Consider the following 21,127-nt stretch of genomic DNA (forward strand, 5'->3'; position numbering starts at 1 on the left):
ATCAAGTAAACTATAACTTACATATATTCATGGAATAGGTACGCGGACTCATTTTTGTAGGAAAGGGGGTGTGATCATGAAAGACAAAGTAATGGGGAGATGGAGTACTTACGAACCATTCTTCGTGCAGCTGGGTGACAAGAAAGTAGCGGATGTCGTGATCACGAATCATGCGAAGCTGAGATGGAGTGATCGTGTCTCTAGTGAAAATAACTCACTGGAGGAAATCTGTGCTTTTCTATGGGAAAAGCTTAAAAATGGTGACATCGTCCCTTATTATCGAAATGAAGAAGATGTTTATCTGATTGATGATGACCTTGTCGTCGTTGCCGAGTTTTCTCACTTGGAGAATGAAACGGATCTGGTGGGCAATCCGCTGCATAAGATGATCATCGTCACCTTCCTCGGGAGAATGTCCGAAACCATGGAGCTTCGCGATTTGAAATCATATTATTCTTGGCTTAGGCATTCAAGGCGCATGACATTGATCAAGAACAGCCGCAAGCGCCGGTAACTGGATAATAGCTGGATCAAGGGCGTGTCCATCGGGCATGCTCTTTTTTACGTCTGAATGGACTGCGCGCGCGCAATTTCATATAATGGTAGCAAAGAGAGGCGGGGTTTCATGGCACTTAATTTTCATCAACTTCACATTTTTTATACCGTCGCGGAAAAAGGAAGTTTCTCACATGCCGCCGGGGCGCTGCATATGACCCAGCCTGCCGTCACGATGCAGGTCCAATCCCTCGAGGATTATTTCGGCGTGAAGCTATTTCACCGCAGCACCAAGAAGATTGAGCTTTCTGAAGCGGGAAGAGCGCTCATGCCGTTTGCTAAAAATAGCATTGAGCTGATTCGGGAGACGGACGTGGCGATGTCCAAGTTCACCAAAATGATTGAAGGACGTCTCCAGCTTGGCGCAAGCTTGACGATGGGCGAATACATTTTACCTCGTCTTCTTGGTCCCTTCAGCAAAGATTACCCGAATATCTCCGTTTCCATGAAGGTAATGAATACGACACAAATTCTTGATGAGGTTCTGGGTCATCAGCTGAATTTCGGGCTTGTTGAGGCGCCGATTCATCATCCGGATGTTCATACAGAAGCGATTCTAAGCGATGAGCTGAAGCTTATTGTGCCGACGGACCACCCTTTAGCAGACCTGGAGGTTGTTACACTCGAAGAAGTGTTGAAATATCCTTTCGTGCTTCGTGAGCAGGGGTCCGGAACTCGAAGGGTAATGGAAGAGGAATTCGCCCGCTGCAACATGGATTGCTCCACAATGAAGATTGTCATGGAATTAGGCAGCACTGGCGCTATTAAATCAGCCGTTGAAGCTGGACTTGGTATTTCCATCCTATCGCAGTCTTCGGTTAAGCATGAAGTGACCCTAGGACTGTTTAAAGTGAAAACGATTGAGAATATTAGGTTTGAACGCAGCTTCTATGCGATTTATTTAAATTCCACACTGCTTCCTATATCCGCAGTCAGTTTTATGACCTTTTTACAGCAGGAAGAATTAAGCCGTTTTCTTTAAAATGTGCAGCACCTGTAAGGGATAAGAAGAAGAGGGGGAAGCGGAAATGACAGCCAAGGTGTCATCCAAAATGGAAGCGGATTTACATACACATACGACGGCTTCGGACGGGACGCAGCGTCCTGCGGCTAATGTGCAAATGGCCCACGATGCCGGATTGGCGGCAATCGCGATCACGGATCATGATACGGTTTCAGGAGTGGCTGAGGCGCTTGCAGAAGGAGCAAAGCTCGGCATTGAAGTTGTACCTGGGGTTGAGATCTCGACCGTCGCGGGTGGCCAAGACATCCATGTGCTGGGGTATTATATTCAAATCGACGATAGTCAGTTTCTGGAAAGATTGGCCTCTTTGCGTGACACCCGAAATGCTCGGAACGACATGATTATTGAGCGCTTGCAGCAGTTAGGCATGGAAATTACGATGGATGATGTGCTCAAAGAAGTAGCGAATATTAAGCGCAAGGGCGATACTGTCGGAAGACCCCATATTGCTGCTGTGCTTTTGAACAAAGGTTATGTTTCCTCCATTAGCGAGGCCTTTGACAAGTATTTGGCTACAGGCGCAGCCGCTTATGCCAACCCGCCGCGCATCAAACCGGAAACGGCCATCCAGTGGATTCATGAAGCGGGTGGAAAGGCCGTACTTGCTCATCCGGGCATCTATCATGACGATGCGCTCGTTGAGGCTATTACGCAGCAAGGATTAGACGGCATTGAGGTCTACCATTCCGACCATACGCCGGAAGATGAAGCGAGATATCTTGAGCTTGCCCAGCGCACAGGCCTTCTCATTACAGCGGGTTCAGATTTCCACGGCGAACGGGGCGGAGTTGTTTTTCATGCGCCTATCGGTTCCAAGCGAATTGGGACTGAAGTTTTGCAATATCTACAAACCGAGAAGGAGCCGCGTTAATGAAAAAGATTCGCAAAGCGATCATTCCTGCGGCTGGTTTAGGAACCCGCTTCCTGCCAGCCACGAAAGCGCAGCCCAAAGAAATGCTGCCCATTGTGGACAAGCCTGCCATCCAATACATCGTGGAAGAAGCAATTGAGTCCGGGATTGAGGATATCATCATTGTAACCGGCCGCAACAAGCGGGCGATTGAAGATCATTTTGATAAATCCGTTGAACTTGAAATGATGCTTGAGGAAAAGGGCAGCACGCAATTGTTGAATATTGTGCAGTCTGTCTCTAATCTGGCTGACGTTCATTATATTCGGCAAAAGCAGCCCTTAGGCCTCGGCCATGCCATCCTTTGCGCACGCAAATTTATTGGCGATGAGCCGTTTGCCGTGCTTCTGGGCGATGACATTCTGCAGTCATCTCCACCTGGACTCAAACAGATGCTGGATGTTTATGAACAGACAGAAACGTCCGTTATCGCTGTACAGGAAGTGCCATGGGAAGATGTGAGCAAATATGGGATCGTTTCCCCCGCGGCGAGCTACGGCAGCTATCGTTTGATTGAAGATTTGGTCGAAAAACCTGACCGTGACCAAGCACCTTCGAATTTAGCCGTGATCGGCCGTTACTTGATCATGCCTGAAATATTTGGCATTTTGGAACGGCAAGAGCCTGGCCGCGGTGGAGAAATTCAATTAACGGATGCACTCCGTGTCCTGAATAGAGAGCAGCAAATGGCCGCTTATTTGATGCAGGCGAATCGTTACGATGTTGGCGACAAATTCGGCTATATTGAAGCGACCATCGAGCTTGCCCTTCAACGGCCGGATTTGCAGCAGCAGGTGAAAGCGTATCTTCTCAATTTGGCTAGAAAGCTAGAAGCGGAATAAACATAAGTATACATAAGTAAAAGAACCTAGTGCAGGAAGATGCGCTAGGTTCTTTCTTTATTTTACAGTTACTTTCATTTGTTTGATTTCCTGTTCATCCGGCGTTACGAATAGTGTTTTCTGATTCACATAGATCACGAATCCAGGCTTGGAGCCATTCGGCTTATGGACATGTTTAATCGCCGTATAGTCAACAGGCACTTGGCTGGAATGCTTGGCTTGACTGAAATATGCAGCTAATTGCGCTGCTTCTCGCAGAGTTACCTCGGAATAGTTGTCGCTTCGGATCACGACATGGGAGCCGGGGATATCCTTCGTATGCAGCCAAGTATCGGAGGAGGAAGCAAGCCGGTTGGTTAAAAATTCGTTTTGCGTATTGTTTTTGCCGACGTAGATCGGAATTTGCTCGCTAGACATATAGCATGCCAAGGCAGGCTTATCTTTTTTCTTCTTTTTGCGCTGCTTTTTGTTGCGGTCGCGAATGTAGCCCTGTTCCATAAGCTCATCGCGGATTTCTTCGATATCGGTCAAGGAAGCTACGCCCAGCTGCTGCAGCAAGGAATTCAGATACGTAATTTCCTGATGCGTTTGTTCGATTTGTTCCTCGACAATAGCGGTACTGTTTTTCATTTTTGTGTATTTTTTAAAATAGCGCTGCGCATTCTCTGACGGGGTCAACAGCGGATCCAACGGAATTTTGATCAAAGCCTGATCTTCATCATAGTAGTTGACCGTCTCAAGCTCGCGATCCCCTTTGTTAACGGCATGCAGGGAAGCTGTCAGCAGCTCGCCAAGTATTCGAAATTTGTCGGCATCTTTGGAATCTTCGACGGTCTCTTGCAGTTTTTCCAGTTTTTTAACATTTTTGTTCGATTCATTTTGTAAAAAACGGAGCAAATCGGCCACGCGCTGTTTGACTGTATCTCTTTCGGCTTTGTCTCCATAAAACATCTCCAAGCATGCGCTAGGCGTTGGGTACGTCGTGGACGTGCCTTCAATGTGCGTGAGCGGTGTCATGGCGAAGAACAATTTGCCGGTACTTGTCTGCTCGGTAATGACGGGTTCGTAGTGGTGCTGACGCACAGCCGACATCACATGGTCAAAAGCATGCCATAAAGCGCCGAGATCGACCGTTTGTTCGCTTCCATCGCTCTTGCGGCCGCGGTATACGATCTCTTTGGCAATTAATGGGCTTAACCCGCTAAAGGCGGCGACAAGCCGATGTTCGGGTTTATCCGAACCAGAGGAATCTTCCCCGGACATTTGAGTCATCGCATCAAGGAAGGTTGGTTTATTCACGTTAAGTGGATTTTGCTTATCCTGCACAGGCGGTGTGACATACTTGCTTCCTGGCATGACAACCCGATAGGAGGAAATAGCTGGGGTTACGTGATGTATACCATCCAAAATGGTGTCCGTTGCCGGATCCAGCAGAATGATATTGCTATGCCGCCCCATAATTTCGACGAGGATTTCTTTGGTGCTCATATCGCCTAATTCATCTCGGTGGCGGATTTGCAACCGGATGACACGTTCCATGCCAATTTGTTCCACGGCTTCAATAACTCCGTTCTCACAGTGCTTGCGAAGGAGCATGCAAAACATAGGGGCATCCATCGGATTCAAAGAGGTTTGCTCCGTGAGCTGGACCCGTGGGAACGTGGGATTCGCTGAAAGAAGAAGCTTGAGATTTTGCCCTTGCGCCCGGATTTGCAGGATGACGTCATTTTCGCTGGGCTGGTGAATTTTATTAATGCGGCCTCCGACACACGTTTGTAATTCATGAACAATCGCGTGCAGGACTAGTCCGTCTAAAGCCATGATACATACAACTCCATTCTAGGTGAAAACTTTGCTAATCTCTATGATGCCATACTTTTCACAAAAACTTAAGCCTTAGCCACCGGGAAAGATGATTTCAGGGATATTTTCCGGCTTGTCTGAATACATTTACGTATGAGTGGGAGGCAAGATCAAGTGGGAAGTGGGAGGGAGAAGGGCGAATGAGTCAGAATAAGTGGTACCAGTTGACATCGGAAGAAGTCCTGCAGTTACAGCAGGTGGACACGCAGCAAGGATTGCCCTGGGAAGAAGCCTGGAAGCGGCAGGGAGAAGCGGGTCGCAATGAGCTGACTGAAGGCAATCGCGTCTCTCCGATTACGCTGCTATTGAATCAATTCAAAGATTTCATGGTGCTGGTGTTATTAGGGGCGACTCTGATCTCCGGCTTGCTGGGCGAATATCTAGATGCAATCACGATCGTTATCATTATTGTCATGAACGGCATCCTTGGCTTTACCCAAGAATTCCGCGCCGAACGTTCGCTTCGCGCACTTAAGGAATTGTCTGCTCCGAATGCGAACGTGTGGAGGGAAGGCGCCATTCATCAAATACCGGCTCGTGATTTGGTGCCTGGCGATATCATTTTGCTGGAAAGCGGGGACAGGGTTCCGGCAGATGTGCGGTTCTTGGAGACGAACGGTCTTTATATCGAGGAATCAGCGTTAACAGGCGAGTCTGTGGCCGTCAGTAAGCAAACAGCAGCGATTGCGCATGATGAAGTACCGCTTGGGGATCAGCGAAATCTAGGGTTTATGGGGACGATGGTTTCCAGAGGCACAGCCAAAGCCGTGGTCGTTCGCATTGGAATGAATACGGAAATGGGTAAAATTGCAGATTTGATTCAAAATACGGAATCCATGGAAACACCGCTTCAGCACCGTCTGGAACAACTCGGGAAAATACTGATTATTGTCGCAATCGCGTTAACCGTTCTCGTCGTCGTTGCCGGTATTATGCACGGACAACAGCCGTATGCGATGTTCTTGGCAGGCGTGAGCTTGGCCGTCGCTGCCATTCCAGAAGGCTTGCCTGCTATTGTGACAATTGCACTGGCACTTGGCGTGCAGCGGATGATTAAACGCAAAGCGATCGTAAGAAAACTGCCTTCTGTTGAAACACTGGGATGCGCTTCGGTCATCTGCTCCGATAAAACAGGAACCCTCACACAGAACAAAATGACCGTTACCCACTTATGGGTTGGCGGTGATGTGCTGGAAGTAACGGGGGACGGCTATACACCGGTAGGAGATATTCAAATTGGCGGACAAAACGCCGATCTGCTCAAAAACCCTTCATTAAGCAGGCTGCTCCACGTGTCTGTGCTTTGTAATAACGCAACGTTATATGAGGAAAAGCAGGAGCTGAAACGGAAGAAGGGTAAGGATTCCAAAGAGAACGTCGTCTCCGTCTGGAATATCAAAGGGGATCCGACGGAAGGAGCCTTGGTTGTCCTGAGCGCGAAGAGCGGCATTACGCAAGAGTCGCTTAGCGACAAGTATAAACGGATCGCCGAATTCCCTTTTGATTCCGAACGCAAACGGATGTCTGTTCTGGTGACTTCGGAAAATGGGCGCATGGCATGCACCAAGGGCGCGCCTGACGTTCTGCTCCAGCACTGCAGCTACATTCTATGGGATGGCAAAGTCATTCCATTCACTTCTACGCTGAAGCAAAAAGTAATGGCGGCCAATGAAGGCATGGCCAGATCCGCCCTGCGGGTGCTTGGCATCGCCTACAAGGAGCTAAAAAGCACGGATCGCTACGACGACTATGAAACGGTGGAGAACGGCTTGGTCTTCATCGGCTTAACCGGCATGATTGATCCGCCTCGTAAAGAAGTGCGCGAAGCCATCTCCAAATGCCGCAAAGCAGGCATCAAAACAATTATGATAACCGGCGACCATCAGACGACGGCAGAAGCGATTGCCAAACAGCTTGGCATGATTCAAGGCAGTGGCGTCAGCTTGAGCGGGCAGCAGCTCGCTTCCATGTCGGACGAAGATCTCGAAGCCAAGGTAAATGATACTTACGTGTATGCAAGGGTATCCCCTGAGCATAAGCTGCGTATTGTCAAAGCTTTGCAGCGTAAAGGACATGTTGTCGCTATGACGGGTGACGGAGTGAACGATGCGCCGGCAATTAAAGCGGCTGACATCGGAATCGCGATGGGGATTACGGGTACGGACGTTTCGAAGGAAGCTTCTTCCCTGATTCTCAGTGACGATAACTTCTCCACGATTGTCGCAGCGATTGAAGAAGGACGGGGGATTTACGAAAATATCCGCAAATTCATCCGATATTTGCTGGCATCCAATGTCGGCGAGATTATGACGATGTTTATCGCGATGATGGCAGGTCTGCCGCTGCCGTTGGTACCGATCCAAATTCTGTGGGTGAATCTGGTGACGGACGGCCTTCCGGCGATGGCGCTGGGTGTCGACCAAGCCGAGAAGGACTTGATGCAGCATAAGCCCCGCTCCTCTAAGGAGAACATTTTCGCCAGACGGCTCGGCTGGAAAATCATCTCCCGCGGAATTCTCATCGGTGTCTGCACCTTGGCGGCATTCTGGCTCGTACTGCGGGCGGATCCTTCGGATGCCGCAACATTATTGAAAGCACAAAGCGTCGCCTTCGCTACGCTGGTCATGGCTCAGCTGATCCATGTGTTCGATTGCCGCAGCTCCCGTTCGATTTTTCACCGCAATCCGTTACAAAATCGTTACCTTGTTCTTGCGGTATTATCCTCTCTTATTTTGATGCTCGCCGTTATGTATGTGGATACTCTTCAACCGATCTTCAAAACCGTTCCTCTTGGATGGAAGGATTGGATTCTCGTGCTCATCGCCGCAGGGATCCCGACCTTTCTTATGGGGCTGGGCAGCGTGCTCTCACCGAAGCGTACGAAAGGCTCTCGTCCTGCTTCCTATACATCATCCAAGGCAAGTTTCAGATAAGTTTAGAGATGAGGCTGTCTCAGAGGTCTTGATGACCTTGGGGATGGCCTTTTCCCCTTTAGCTGAACGAAAAACAGGAGAAAGGGCTATGCATTCAATCATTTTTGCGCTATGATATTGGCTAAAACACACATTTGGAGTGCTGAATACAATGAAATTCACAAAATTGCATGGTTTAGGCAACGATTTTATTGTCATAGCTGGTGAAAAAGAACTGCCTGCCGGTGTGGATCAGCTCGCGATCCGGCTGTGCAATCGCTTCTTTGGCATTGGCGCTGACGGCTTAGTATACATTCTTCCTTCTGAGAAGGCAGATTTCAAAATGCGCATCATTAACTCCGACGGATCCGAGGCTGAGCAATGCGGCAATGCGATTCGATGCGTGTCCAAATATGTTTATGACCACAAGCTTACGGATGCAACAGAGATTACGGTTGAAACTCTAGGAGCAGGTGTGCAGAAGGTCCAACTGAATGTGCAAGAGGGGAAAGTTGCGACGGTCCGGGTGGATATGGGGCAGCCGATTTTGCAAGGACTCGAAGTTCCTACGACGGTAGATGAGGCAAAAGTAATCAATCATCCGATTGAAGTAGACGGAAGAGAGTTTCGGTTTACAGCTGTTTCGATGGGAAATCCGCACTGTGTCATTTATGTGGAGGATGCGGTTAATTTCGACCTTGCCGTTTGGGGGCCGAAGCTTGAAGTACACCCGATGTTCCCGCGTAAAATCAATGTGGAATTCGCTACGGTGAAGAATCGTACGTTTACGGATATGCGTGTCTGGGAGCGGGGGGCAGGTCCTACCCTGGCTTGCGGGACCGGTGCTTGCGCGACGCTGGTATCTTCCGTTCTTAATGGGCTTACCGACCGTCAGGCTACGGTTTCGCTGAAAGGCGGAGATTTGTTCATCGAATGGAATGAAGAAGATAATCACGTGTATATGACAGGGCCAGCCGAAGAAGTGTATCAGGGTACGCTCGACTAGCACACTATCAGAATGATTGATAAAGGTTTATCTTAATATCTCCCATCATTTGTGATACATTATAACTACATTTTTTTAGTAAGCGGGGAGATTATGATGAAACTGGATCTTCGAGCGGCGCTTCAGCGGGATATTTTGACCGGTGACGGCGCGATGGGGACTTATTTATATCAGATGGGATTTCCGGTAGGCATTTCTTATGAAGAACTGAATCTGCTCAGACCGGAAACGGTCGCTGAAGTGCACCGCCGCTATTTTGAGGCTGGTGCTCGTCTTATTGAAACGAATACCTTTTCGGCTAACCGTGAAAAATTATCTAAGTATGGGCTGGAAGGCGATGTTGAAGCGATCAACCGTGCAGGTGTGGAGCTTGCAAGGAAAGTTGTCGGAAAAGACGCTTATGTTGTTGGAGCGATCGGTTCGATTCGTGCCGGCAAACGCAAAAATGTCCGTACCGCCGATGTCGAAGAATCGCTGCGCGAACAGATCTCCATTCTTCTGGACTCACCGGTTGACGGGCTTATGCTCGAAACCTTCTATGATTTGGAAGAACTGCAGCTGGCGCTGCGCATCATTCGCAGCATGAGCGATTTGCCAGTGATCTGCCAGTTCGCGAATGAGGGAACCGGCAGCACACAGGATGGCGTTCCCCTGCAGGAGGCGTTCCTGCGTCTGCGCGATGAAGGCGCTGACGTCATCGGTTTCAACTGCCGCGTCGGCCCGAACGGGATTCTCCGCTCGATGGAGAAACTGACCCCGCTGGCCGGTGTGCCGTTCTCCGCGTTCCCGAACGCGGGGCTGCCCGACTACGTCGACGGGCAGTACACGTATGCGGCGACGCCTCAGTACTTCGCCGAAAGCGCGCTGCGCTTCGCCGATCTCGGCGCGCGCATCATCGGCGGCTGCTGCGGCACCACGCCGGAACATATCGCCGCAGTCGCGAAGGCGCTGCAGGACTACGTGCCGGCAGAGCCGGGCACGGCAGTGTCCGCGCGCGCGGTGCGCGTGCTGGAACCGGCGCCGGCGAAACCTGCGCCGCCGGCAGGCAAACCTTCGCTGCTGGAGATCGTGAAGCAGCGCAAAACCGTCATTGTCGAGCTGGATCCCCCGCGGGATCTCGACATCGACAAATTTATGCAGGGCTCCAGGGCCCTGCAGGACGCGCGCGTCGACGCCATTACGATGGCCGACAATTCACTCGCGGTGACGCGCATGAGCAACCTGGCGCTCGGCCACCTCGTGCAGGATAAGCTTGGCGCGCGTCCGCTGATTCATATCGCGTGCCGCGACCGCAACATGATCGGGACGCAGTCCCATCTCATGGGGCTTCACGCGCTGGGCATCGACCATGTGCTGGCCGTGACCGGCGATCCCGCCAAATTCGGCGATCTCCCAGGGTCCAGCTCGGTTTATGACCTGACATCTTTTGAGATTATCCGGATGATTAAACAACTGAACGAAGGGATTGCGTTCTCCGGCAAACCGCTGAAGCAGAAAGCGAACTTCGTGGTCGGGGCTGCTTTTAACCCGAATGTCAAGCATTTGGATAAAGCGGTGCAGCGTTTGGAACGCAAAATTGAAGCCGGCGCCGATTACATTATGACGCAGCCGGTATACGATGCTGAGCTGATTGAACAAATTTACGAAGCGACCAAGCATTTGCATATACCGGTCTTCATCGGGATTGCGCCGCTCGCGAGCGGAGGGAACGCGGAGTATTTGCATAATGAAGTGCCGGGCATCCGGTTGTCGGATGAAGTTAGAGCGCGCATGAGCGGACTTAAGGGTCCAGAAGGCCGCGCGATGGGCGTGGAGATTGCCAAAGAGCTGCTGGATGCGGCAATGCCTTACTTCAATGGCATCTATCTGATGACCCCTTTTCTAGCGTACGAGATGTGTGTTGACTTGACAAAGTATGTGTGGGAAAAGTCGAAACGTCATGATTTCCACTTGTACCCACTTTCAAAATGAATTAAAATAGGGTAATGGATGTGATGAGGATGATTTGCAGTATGACCGGATTCGGACAAGCGAATCGTTCTTTTGCGGGATACAACGTGTTTATCGATGTGAAATCGGTCAATCATAGGTATAGTGAAGTGTCGATTCGAATGCCTAAGGAATGGGCGGTCTTTGAAGACGCTTTGAAGAAGACGGTGCTGCAAGCTGTGAGGAGAGGGCGCGTTGACGTCTTCGTTACAGCGGAACGTGAAGCGGCTTCCACCAAGAGCGTGACGGTCGACTTTGGTTTGGCAGATGCTTATTTGCAGGCTGCTGAGGAGTTGAAGGGGCGCTATGGGTACGCCGAACAGGTCGGTCTCAAAGATTTATTAAGACTGCCGGATCTCATTCAGATGAAAGAGCTTCGCAAGGAGCCTGACGAGGAGATCGAACAGGAATTGTGCGCCTGCTTGCAGGAGGCCGTTGCCAAATTATCCGATATGCGGATGCGAGAAGGAGCATTTCTGGAACAGGACATTCGTGAGCGCCTGGCTGAGCTCAAACGGATCCATACGGAGCTGGAAGCTTTAGCGCCTGGGGTCGTGCAAGATTATGCGGCTAAGCTCACCAATCGCATTCAGACTCTCCTGCAGGATCAGACACCTGTGGATGAGATGAGGCTGGCGACAGAAATTGCGATTTTCGCAGATCGTTCTAACGTGGATGAGGAATTGACTCGTCTGAAGAGTCATTTTGGGCAATGTGATCAATTGCTTTCAGAGAAAGAGCCTGTCGGACGAAAGCTGGACTTCTTGATTCAAGAAATGAATCGGGAAGTGAACACGATCGGATCCAAATCCAATCACTCGGAGCCTACGGCTAGAGTCATTGCGATGAAGGCAGAGCTTGAAAAGATGCGCGAGCAAATACAGAATATCGAGTGAAGCGGCATGGAGCTTCGCGAGGAGGAAGCCCTAAATGGCTATCAAATTAATCAACATCGGGTTCGGCAACATCGTATCGGCGAACCGCATTATCTCGATTGTGAGTCCGGAATCGGCTCCGATCAAGAGAATCATTCAAGAGGCGCGTGATCGTCACATGCTGATTGACGCTACATATGGTAGAAGAACCCGTGCCGTTATTATCACGGACAGCGATCATGTGATTTTGTCGGCAGTACAACCAGAGACGGTAGCGCATAGACTTTCCAACAAGGACGATGATCATGACGAGTAATACGAACACTCTTGAGCGTGAGAGAGGTATTCTGATTGTTTTATCCGGACCTTCAGGTGTCGGTAAAGGTACCGTATGTGCCGCGCTGCGCAAGTGCTCTCCGGATATCGTGTATTCCGTATCGGCTACGACCCGCTCACCGAGACAAGGGGAAGTCGACGGTGTCAACTATTTCTTCAAAACACGGGAACAATTCCAACAGATGATCGATTCGGATGAAGTGTTGGAATGGGCGGAATACGTAGGTAATTTCTACGGGACGCCGAGACGTTTTGTTGAAGAAACGCTTCGCTCCGGCAAAGATGTCATCCTGGAGATTGAAGTTCAGGGTGCTCTGCAGGTGAAACAAAAGTTTTCCGAAGGCGTGTTTATTTTCTTGCTGCCGCCTTCGCTGGATGAGCTTGAGAATCGCATTGTAACGCGTGGTACAGAAACGGACGAAGTCATTCGCAGCCGCATGTCGATAGCGATTGATGAAATTCGTTTAATGGAACACTACGACTATGCAATTGTGAATGATCATGTGGAAACAGCATGCTCCAAAATACAAGCGATTCTAACGGCTGAACATTGCAAAAAAGAACGCGTGTATCCCAAAATCGTACAATGGATAGATGAGGTGAAATAAAATGTTATATCCTTCAATTGATAAATTGCTAGATATCGTAGACAGCAAGTATTCCCTGGTTGTCGCTGCATCCAAAAGAGCGAGATCTCTTCGCGACGGCGCGAAATCAGACTTGAAAAACCACAAAGCTCATAAGCAAGTTGGCGTGGCGCTTGAAGAGCTTTACGGCCACTACATTGGCTACGAGAAAATCGAGCCGACAGAGAACGAGAAAGTGAAACAAACCGAGAAATAAATCGCTTACCCAACAACCCTTTGTGGTTGTTATTTTTTTCCCAGAATAGCAGATAGAAGGGGGAATACTCATGAGTGTTTTGCAGGGTAAAACGATTGTACTTGGCGTGTGCGGAGGGATTGCTGCTTATAAAGCGGCAGCGCTCACGAGCAAGCTGACTCAGGCGGGAGCGGTGGTGCGCGTCATTATGACAGAATCCGCTGTTCAATTCGTGGCGCCGTTAACGTTTCAAGTGCTGTCTCGTCATCATGTATTCGTGGATACCTTTGATGAAAAGGATCCTTCTGTTGTTTCCCATATCAACTTGGCGGATAGCGCTGATCTCGTGCTTGTTGCGCCAGCAACAGCGAATACGATTGGTAAAATAGCGCTAGGTCTCGGCGATGATATGCTAAGCACAACGCTGCTCGCAACAACCGCACCGGTCTGGATTGCGCCTGCAATGAACGTGCATATGTATGCAAATCCAGCCGTGCAGATGAACATGCAGACTTTGCTTAGCCGCGGAGTGCGTTTCATTGAGCCGGGCGAAGGGCAGCTTGCCTGCGGTTATGTCGGCAAAGGCCGGCTTGCGGAACCGGAGGAGATTTTTGCTGCGGTGGAGCGGCACTTTAAGGGAGAACCTCGGCGCCTTGAAGGGCAGCGGGTACTCGTGACGGCGGGAGGTACGGTAGAACGCATTGACCCGGTTCGTTATATTACGAATGATTCTTCCGGTAAAATGGGCTATGCCATCGCGGAGGAAGCTGTACGCATGGGAGCTAAGGTGACTTTGGTCTCAGGTCCAAGCGCATTGCCTGTGCCCGCCGGTGTTGAATGGGTTCCTGTGCAGTCCGCGCTGGATATGAGAAAGGCGGTCTTATCCCGTTTTGAGGAAAGCCATGTGGTGATCAAAGCGGCTGCCGTCGCTGATTACCGCTCTGCGGTTATCGCGGATCAAAAAATCAAGAAAAAATCGGATTCGATGACACTGGAACTGATTAAAAATCCGGATATTTTACAGGAATTGGGCACGCTGAAAAAGCATCAGTTCGTTATTGGTTTTGCTGCGGAAACGGAGCGGCTCGATGAGCATGCGCTGGACAAGCTGAAGCGTAAAAATTGTGATCTGATCGTCGGGAACGATGTATCGCAGGAAGGGGCGGGCTTTAGCGGAGATACGAATGTGGTGCGCATTTTTGACCGCAACGGACTCGTAGAAGCGCTGCCTATTCAGAGTAAGAAAGATGTAGCGCGCAGGCTGCTCGAATTGACAGCGGATCGTTTATCCACCAAGGCGAGGGAGTCCTGATGTACGCCAAGGTCATTGTGGATGTTCCTGCGAAACAAACGAACCGTGCGTTCGATTATGAAGTCCCCTCGGCGCTAAAGAAGTGGGTCGAGGTGGGGAGCCGTGTGGGCGTACCTTTCGGGCCTCGGGTGCTGCAAGGTTTCGTTGTGGAATTGCACGAGGACACACAGCTTGATGTGAAACGGATTAAACCCATACAGAACGTCCTGGATCTGGTGCCTCCTCTGACCGATGAGCTTGTGAGGCTTGGCAGATGGATCAGCCACATGTATTTGTGCCACGAAGTCACAGCGCTGCAAGCCATGCTGCCCGCCGCACTCAAAGCGAAGTATGAGCGGGCGATTGAAGTTGGCGAGGAATCCGGTGAACAGTCGCTGCTGGACATGCCGGATTTGCAAGCGATTGTGGCTTTCGTCAAGTCCAAAGGATCCGTTCCGATGGATGCGTTAATGGAAGGTTTTGCCGCCGACGGTGCCCTCATCAAGCAATTGCTTGGCGCGGGCATTTTGACGGAAGTGCAGGTCGTGAAAGACCGAATGAGCACGAAGAAGGCGCTGACGGTATTCCCTCCTGCAGGAGGCACCGGGTTGGAACAGGCGCTTTCCGAGCTTCCGGCAAGAGCCAACAAGCAGCAGGAAGTGCTTCGTTATTTGATGGAGCATCCCTACGCCATTCGGCTGACGGAGCTGATGGAAACGGTGGAAGTAGGCGCTTCAACGGTTAAAAGCTTGGCCGATCGCGGATGGATCGAGCTGCGCGAAGTCGAAGTGATGCGCGACCCTTATGCGGGTCGTGCTTTTGTGAGGACGAAGCCGCTTCCGTTAACTGAGGAACAGAGCCGTGTGTTCGCGGAAATTCGGGGTGCCGTCGGCGAGGAGCGACATGAGGTTTTTCTTTTGCATGGCGTGACAGGCAGCGGTAAAACGGAGGTTTATTTGCAATCCATCCAGCAATGCTTGGATATGGGGAAAGAAGCGATCGTGCTGGTACCCGAGATTTCGTTGACTCCGCAAATGGTCGAACGATTCAAGGGGAGATTCGGTGATCAGGTTGCTGTTCTGCACAGCCGGTTGTCGAACGGGGAACGATACGATGAATGGCGCAAAATTACGCGCAAGCAAGTGAAAGTGGTGATCGGCGCACGTTCCGCGATCTTTGCTCCTTTTACGAAAATAGGACTTATTATTATTGATGAGGAACATGAGTCTTCTTATAAGCAGGAAGAGAGTCCCAAATATCATACTCGCGATGTGGCGGTTAAGCGTGCAAGCATGCAGGGGTCGGTCGTTGTGCTCGGTTCAGCGACTCCTTCTCTGGAGAGCTTGGAGAAAACGAGGCGGCGCCGGGATCGGGCAGAACCTCCATACCGATTGCTGACGATGAAAGAGCGGGTGGCCAGCAGGCCAATGCCGCCAGTTGCGATTATCGATATGCGGGAGGAATTGAAAAGCGGAAATCGCTCGATGTTCAGCACGGCGCTGTATAAAGCGATTGAAGATCGGTTACACAAGAAAGAACAGATTGTTTTGCTGCTGAACCGGCGAGGGTATGCGACGTTCGTCATGTGCCGTACCTGCGGGTACGTCTCGACATGTCCGCATTGCGATATTTCGCTTACGTACCATCAGAGCTCACGCATGCTGCGCTGCCACTATTGCGGCTATGCGGAGCGTGAGGTAACCGAGTGCCCTAGCTGTCAGTCCAAGCATATCCGCCATTTTGGCACAGGTACGCAGCGTGTTGAAGAGGAACTGGGCAAAATATTTCCAGGTATTCGCGTCATCCGAATGGATGTCGATACGACGACAGAGAAAGGTTCGCACGAAAAGTGGCTGACGATGTTTCGCGAGAAGCAGGCGGATGTGCTGCTGGGGACGCAGATGGTCGCCAAAGGGCTTGATTTTCCCGATGTGACCCTGGTGGGGGTTATTGCTGCGGATACCGTGCTGAATATTCCGGATTTCCGTTCGGCGGAGCGCACCTTTCAGCTTCTGACTCAGGTAGCCGGGCGTGCGGGCCGCCATGAAAAGCAAGGGGAAGTGTTCGTCCAGACTTACACGCCTGAGCATTATAGCGTGCAATACGCAAGCCACCATGACTTTATCGCTTTTGCCAACCATGAGTTGGATGTTCGCGCGAATTTAGGATATCCGCCTTATCAGCGCTTGATTTTGGTTACTTTTTCACACGAGCAGGTGCCGCTTTTGGTGCGCTTTGCCGAAGCTTTTGTTACGAGGCTTAAAGAGATCGCGCGTGAGCATCAGGCGAAACAAATGGACCTGTTTTCAGACGCGGTGTCCCATGACCAATCCTTCCAAATGGACGTGCTGGGCCCAGTCGCATCGCCTATTTCCCGAATCAAAGATAGATATCGATTCCAATGCGTGGTAAAATATCGTGGGGAAGATCAGGCGGCGGAGATTGTCGGCCGGACGGTGGCCTGGTTTGAAGAGCGCTCATCGAAGGAAAAGCTGCTGATCAGTGTGGATGTTGACCCGCAATATTTGATGTAAGAAATCCCAAATAGAGAAGACTCAAAGGTAGGTGCACGTTATGGCTATTCGTATTATTGTCAAAGATCCAGATCCTGTGCTGCGGGAAAAGGCGATCACAGTTACCAAATTCAATTCCAATCTGCATAAATTGCTCGACGATATGGCAGACACCATGTATGAGGCAGAGGGCGTAGGCCTTGCTGCTCCGCAAATCGGTATTCTCAAACGCGTGATTGTGATGGACTGCGGCGAAGAGCATGGCGGACTGATCGAAATGGTCAATCCGGAAATCGTGTCTTCCAGCGGTGAACAGCATGGACCGGAAGGCTGCTTAAGTATTCCTGGACTTCGTGGTGATGTCACACGCGCTATGAACGTTACGGCCAAAGGCCAAGATCGCAACGGAAATCCAATCGAAGTGACAGGCACTGAGCTGCTGGCTCGCTGCATTTTCCATGAAATTGATCACTTGAACGGGATTCTGTTTACGGACCTGGCAACCAAAACATACACTAGCGATGAAGAGGAAGATTCTGAGTGAATATCATTTTCATGGGGACACCGGATTTTGCAGTACCTTCCCTGCAGGCTCTTCTGGAGGAAGGCTATAACGTGACGACGGTTGTCACGCAGCCGGATCGGCCGAAAGGACGCAAGCGCGTCCTGACGCCGCCGCCGGTGAAGGTCGAAGCCGAGAAACACGGCATTCCGGTGCTGCAGCCCGAGAAGCTGCGCCAAGCGGATTCCGTGGAGGTTTTGCGACAGCTGAAGCCTGATCTGATTGTAACGGCTGCCTATGGCCAGATTTTGCCCAAGGCTGTTCTTGATCTGCCGAAGCACGGCTGCATTAACATTCATGCGTCCTTGCTGCCCAAGTATCGCGGCGGAGCGCCGATCCACCATGCCGTGCTGCGCGGCGAAGCAACGACAGGCGTCACCATCATGTACATGGCCGTTGGATTGGATACGGGCGACATGATTTCGCGTGTAGAGCTTCCAATTGAGGATACCGATACGACGGGGACTTTGTTTGAAAAGCTGAGTATCGCCGGCAGCGAGTTGTTGAAACGCACCTTGCCGGATTTATTGGCAGGACGTATTCAGGCTGTCCCGCAGAATGAGGCTGATGCGATCTACTCCCCGAATATCCGCAGGGAGGACGAGCTGATTGACTGGTCTCGTTCGGCTGTGGAGATTTGGAATCAAGTGCGCGGCCTGAATCCTTTTCCTGGGGCCTACACCCTGTGGAACGGGGAAGTCATGAAGGTTTGGGAGAGCGCGAATCCGAAGGAAACAACAAGCCGCAGCTTCGCGGAAGCTCCTGCTCCCGGAACGGTTCTAGGCAGCAGCGAGCACGGTATTGAAGTGATGACCGGCGAAGGTACGCTATGGCTGACCCATATTCAACCTGCTGGCAAAAAAGCGATGCCCGTCTCCGAATTTATTCGCGGCGTACAAATCGCAGCAGGGACGACATTCGGCAGTGTGGGCGAAGATCAGCCATAACTTAACAAAAATGAGGTATTCGATTTGTCAACGCAAAAACCTAACCGTCCGCAACATGGATCTAACCAAACACAAGGGGCTCGGAAGCCCTTGTCATCTAAATCATCCGGAGGCGCTGCGAAGAGCAGCGCTGTTAAGCATTCTGCCCGAGAAGCGGCGCTGGATGTATTGATTCGCGTTGAAGAGAATCAATCGTACAGCAATCTTCTGCTCAATCAGGTTCTGCAGAAGCACGCGCTGGAACGGGCTGATGCGGGGCTGGCGACAGAACTTGTGTATGGGACCATCGGACGTAAAAATACGATTGATTTCTTTTTGGAGCGTTTCGTGAGCAAAGGGCTCGCGAAGCTGGAGCCATGGGTCAGATGCTTGCTGCGGCTGAGCTTCTACCAGCTGCATTATTTGGACCGCATCCCCGACCATGCGGTCGTCAGCGAAGCGGTCAATATCGCGAAGCGCCGAGGCCACCAAGGCATCTCGGGCATGGTTAACGGCGTGCTGCGCGCAATCATCCGCAGCAAAGCGGAGCTGGTGCTTCCGGCGGCGCTCGGCGATGTGAAGCGCCTCGCGCTGGGCCACTCCCACCCGGAGTGGCTCGTGCGCCGATGGATCCGTCAGCTGGGCCCTGAGCTGACGGAACAGATCTGTGCGGCGAACAATGAGCCGCCGCACGTGAGCATTCGCGCGAACGCGAGGCGCCGCAGCCGTCTGGAGCTGCTGGAGCAGCTCCAGGGCAGCGGCCTCATCGCGGAAGCGTCAGAGCTGGCCCCGGCCGGCATTCTTGTGCAGGGGGCCGGGAACATGGCTTTGTCCCCCGGCTTCCTGCAGGGGGACTTCTCGATTCAAGACGAGAGCTCGATGCTCGTCGCTGAAGCTCTTGAGCCGCGTCCAGGCATGACGGTGCTGGACTGCTGCGCCGCCCCTGGCGGCAAGACCGCTCACATCGCCGAGAAGATGGATGATAGCGGCAAGATTTGGGCTTGTGATCTGCATGAGCACAAGCAGAAGCTGATCGCAGATCAAGCGGAGCGTCTGGGACTGTCGTCGATTCAGACGCTGGTGATGGATGCTGCGAAGCTGGACGAGCATTTTGCGGCGGAGTCGTTTGACCGCATTCTGCTTGATGCGCCGTGCTCCGGCTTAGGCGTTATTCGCCGCAAGCCCGATTTGAAGTGGGCGAAGCAGGAAGCCGAGATCGATGCGATCAGCGAGCTGCAATACGCGATCTTAAGCCGGGTACACCGGCTGCTCAAGCCTGGCGGCGTGCTGGTATACAGCACGTGTACAATTGAGCATGCAGAGAACGCCGGCATGGTGGAGCGTTTCCTCGCGGAGCATCGCGATTTCGAGCTCGCTCCGCTGCCGGCGGAAGCTTTTGCGAGCGTGGACCCTGCGGCTGCTGCCGCCGGGATGGTGCAAATTTTGCCGCAGCAGTTCCATTCAGACGGATTTTTCATTGCGCGGCTGCGCAAACGTGCTTAGTGCACAGAGGGGGATGTGTGTTCGGCCCCGCTTTGTGATAAAATAGACAGGATTAGCAATAAGGCTGGAACAAAGCTAGAACAAAGCTGGAATAAATAACAACAGGTTGTGATAAATAGTGTCTAATAAACCGTATTTGAAAGAAAAACCATTTGTATATGATTTAAATTGGGATGAGTGGCAGAGCTGGGTGAAAGAAAACGGCGAGTCCTCATTTCGAGCTGGGCAAATTTTCGATTGGCTGTATATCAAGCGTGTGTTCAGCTTTGACGAAATGTCCAACTTACCGAAGACGCTGCGCGACAAACTGAAGGATCAGTTTGAATTCGTTACGCTGTCCGAGATCGCTAAATATCAGTCCCAGGACGGTACCGTCAAATTCTTATTCGAACTTGAAGATAAGAATGCGATTGAGACAGTCGTCATGAAGCACAACTACGGCAACAGCATTTGCGTCACTACACAAGTAGGATGCCGCGTTGGCTGTACATTTTGCGCATCTACTCTGGGTGGTCTTAAGCGGGATTTGAGACCAGGGGAAATTGTAGCTCAGGTCGTGAAAGCTCAAAAGCTGCTGGATGAGACGGGAGAGCGCATTTCTTCCATCGTGATCATGGGGATCGGCGAGCCGTTTGAGAATTATGAAGCGACGATGAATTTCTTGCGCGTTATGATTCATCCGAAAGGTTTGAACATTGGACAGCGTCACATCACGGTTTCGACAAGCGGGATTGTGCCGAACATTTACAAGTTCGCAGATGAGAATCTACAAGTCAACTTGGCGATTTCTATCCATGCTCCGAATGATACGCTTCGCTCGAAACTGATGCCGGTCAATCGCAGGTTTCCTTTCGTTGATCTGATCGAAGCTTGTAAGTATTATATTGCCAAAACCGGCAGACGCATTACGTTCGAATATGCCCTCATGGGGGAAGTGAACGATCAGGCAGAACATGCAGAAGAACTGGCGAAGGTATTGAAAGATATGCCGCTTAGCCACGTGAACCTGATTCCTGTGAATTTCGTGGCCGAACGGGATTTCAAACGTACGCCTAGGGACGATATTTTCACCTTCCAACGTATTCTTGAAAAGGCCAAAATTAATGCCACCATACGCCGTGAACAAGGCAGTGACATCGCTGCTGCATGCGGACAACTGCGCGCGAAGCATATGGAGAGCAAGTCATGAGGTGAGATC

General features: G+C 51.2%; 18 protein-coding genes. 17 read left to right on the forward strand and 1 reads right to left on the reverse strand.

Features of this window, described 5'->3' with window-relative positions:
* The first annotated feature begins 76 nt into the window (after window positions 1-76).
* From PCH02S_RS09080 to galU, 4 genes are all read left to right on the forward strand, one after another.
* A complete protein-coding gene (locus PCH02S_RS09080) occupies window positions 77-514 on the forward strand; it encodes a hypothetical protein (protein ID WP_127452184.1) in 438 nt (145 codons plus the stop codon).
* A gap of 111 nt (window positions 515-625) precedes the next feature.
* A complete protein-coding gene (locus tag PCH02S_RS09085; protein WP_127452186.1) occupies window positions 626-1,537 on the forward strand; it encodes a selenium metabolism-associated LysR family transcriptional regulator in 912 nt (303 codons plus the stop codon).
* A 46-nt stretch (window positions 1,538-1,583) separates the two neighbouring features.
* The gene (locus tag PCH02S_RS09090) at window positions 1,584-2,450 is read left to right on the forward strand and encodes a PHP domain-containing protein (protein ID WP_127452187.1); all 867 of its coding nucleotides are present in this window, start codon (window positions 1,584-1,586) and stop codon (window positions 2,448-2,450) included.
* Entirely contained in the window at window positions 2,450-3,331 is an 882-nt protein-coding gene (gene galU / locus PCH02S_RS09095) for a UTP--glucose-1-phosphate uridylyltransferase GalU (protein WP_127452189.1), read from the forward strand. Before PCH02S_RS09090 ends, galU begins: the two co-directional genes overlap by 1 nt.
* Before the next feature lie 57 nt (window positions 3,332-3,388).
* Here the strand turns inward: galU and PCH02S_RS09100 are convergent, their stop codons facing one another.
* Window positions 3,389-5,152, reverse strand: a complete 1,764-nt coding sequence (locus tag PCH02S_RS09100) for an Rqc2 family fibronectin-binding protein (protein ID WP_127452191.1) — start codon at window positions 5,150-5,152, stop codon at window positions 3,389-3,391.
* A 182-nt stretch (window positions 5,153-5,334) separates the two neighbouring features.
* Here PCH02S_RS09100 and PCH02S_RS09105 point away from each other — a divergent pair, with 182 nt between their 5' ends.
* From PCH02S_RS09105 to rlmN, 13 genes are all read left to right on the forward strand, one after another.
* The gene (locus PCH02S_RS09105; protein ID WP_127452193.1) at window positions 5,335-8,127 is read left to right on the forward strand and encodes a calcium-translocating P-type ATPase, SERCA-type; all 2,793 of its coding nucleotides are present in this window, start codon (window positions 5,335-5,337) and stop codon (window positions 8,125-8,127) included.
* A 151-nt stretch (window positions 8,128-8,278) separates the two neighbouring features.
* On the forward strand, window positions 8,279-9,112 hold the full coding sequence (gene dapF, locus PCH02S_RS09110) for a diaminopimelate epimerase (protein WP_127452195.1): 834 nt from the start codon (window positions 8,279-8,281) through the stop codon (window positions 9,110-9,112).
* A 96-nt stretch (window positions 9,113-9,208) separates the two neighbouring features.
* The gene (locus tag PCH02S_RS09115; RefSeq protein WP_127452412.1) at window positions 9,209-11,083 is read left to right on the forward strand and encodes a bifunctional homocysteine S-methyltransferase/methylenetetrahydrofolate reductase; all 1,875 of its coding nucleotides are present in this window, start codon (window positions 9,209-9,211) and stop codon (window positions 11,081-11,083) included.
* A 41-nt stretch (window positions 11,084-11,124) separates the two neighbouring features.
* A complete protein-coding gene (locus PCH02S_RS09120) occupies window positions 11,125-11,997 on the forward strand; it encodes a YicC/YloC family endoribonuclease (protein WP_307719929.1) in 873 nt (290 codons plus the stop codon).
* Window positions 11,998-12,031: 34 nt separating this feature from the next.
* Entirely contained in the window at window positions 12,032-12,292 is a 261-nt protein-coding gene (remA, locus tag PCH02S_RS09125; protein WP_009672664.1) for an extracellular matrix/biofilm regulator RemA, read from the forward strand.
* Complete coding sequence (gene gmk, locus PCH02S_RS09130) at window positions 12,282-12,920, forward strand: guanylate kinase (protein ID WP_127452198.1); 639 nt, start codon at window positions 12,282-12,284, stop codon at window positions 12,918-12,920. The genes remA and gmk overlap by 11 nt, the downstream gene beginning before the upstream one ends.
* Before the next feature lies 1 nt (window position 12,921).
* On the forward strand, window positions 12,922-13,155 hold the full coding sequence (rpoZ, locus tag PCH02S_RS09135; protein WP_127452200.1) for a DNA-directed RNA polymerase subunit omega: 234 nt from the start codon (window positions 12,922-12,924) through the stop codon (window positions 13,153-13,155).
* A 70-nt stretch (window positions 13,156-13,225) separates the two neighbouring features.
* Window positions 13,226-14,446, forward strand: coding sequence for a bifunctional phosphopantothenoylcysteine decarboxylase/phosphopantothenate--cysteine ligase CoaBC (gene coaBC, locus PCH02S_RS09140; RefSeq protein ID WP_127452201.1), 1,221 nt, complete (start codon window positions 13,226-13,228; stop codon window positions 14,444-14,446).
* Window positions 14,446-16,959 carry a primosomal protein N' gene (gene priA / locus PCH02S_RS09145; protein WP_127452203.1) on the forward strand — a complete coding sequence of 838 codons (2,514 nt, stop codon included), beginning with the start codon at window positions 14,446-14,448 and terminating at the stop codon, window positions 16,957-16,959. The genes coaBC and priA overlap by 1 nt, the downstream gene beginning before the upstream one ends.
* A 40-nt stretch (window positions 16,960-16,999) precedes the next feature.
* Complete coding sequence (gene def, locus PCH02S_RS09150; protein ID WP_127452205.1) at window positions 17,000-17,482, forward strand: peptide deformylase; 483 nt, start codon at window positions 17,000-17,002, stop codon at window positions 17,480-17,482.
* 11 nt (window positions 17,483-17,493) lie between these two features.
* Window positions 17,494-18,447 (forward strand): methionyl-tRNA formyltransferase, encoded by a 954-nt coding sequence (gene fmt / locus PCH02S_RS09155; protein WP_127452414.1) that lies wholly within the window; start codon window positions 17,494-17,496, stop codon window positions 18,445-18,447.
* Window positions 18,448-18,537: 90 nt separating this feature from the next.
* Complete coding sequence (rsmB, locus tag PCH02S_RS09160; RefSeq protein WP_246069000.1) at window positions 18,538-19,929, forward strand: 16S rRNA (cytosine(967)-C(5))-methyltransferase RsmB; 1,392 nt, start codon at window positions 18,538-18,540, stop codon at window positions 19,927-19,929.
* Window positions 19,930-20,047: 118 nt separating this feature from the next.
* Window positions 20,048-21,118: a 23S rRNA (adenine(2503)-C(2))-methyltransferase RlmN gene (gene rlmN, locus PCH02S_RS09165; protein ID WP_127452208.1), complete on the forward strand. Its 1,071-nt coding sequence runs from the start codon at window positions 20,048-20,050 to the stop codon at window positions 21,116-21,118.
* The last annotated feature ends 9 nt before the right edge of the window (window positions 21,119-21,127 follow it).

It is taken from the genome of Paenibacillus chondroitinus NBRC 15376 (assembly GCF_004000765.1).
Taxonomy (GTDB): Bacteria; Bacillota; Bacilli; order Paenibacillales; family NBRC-103111; genus Paenibacillus_E; species Paenibacillus_E chondroitinus.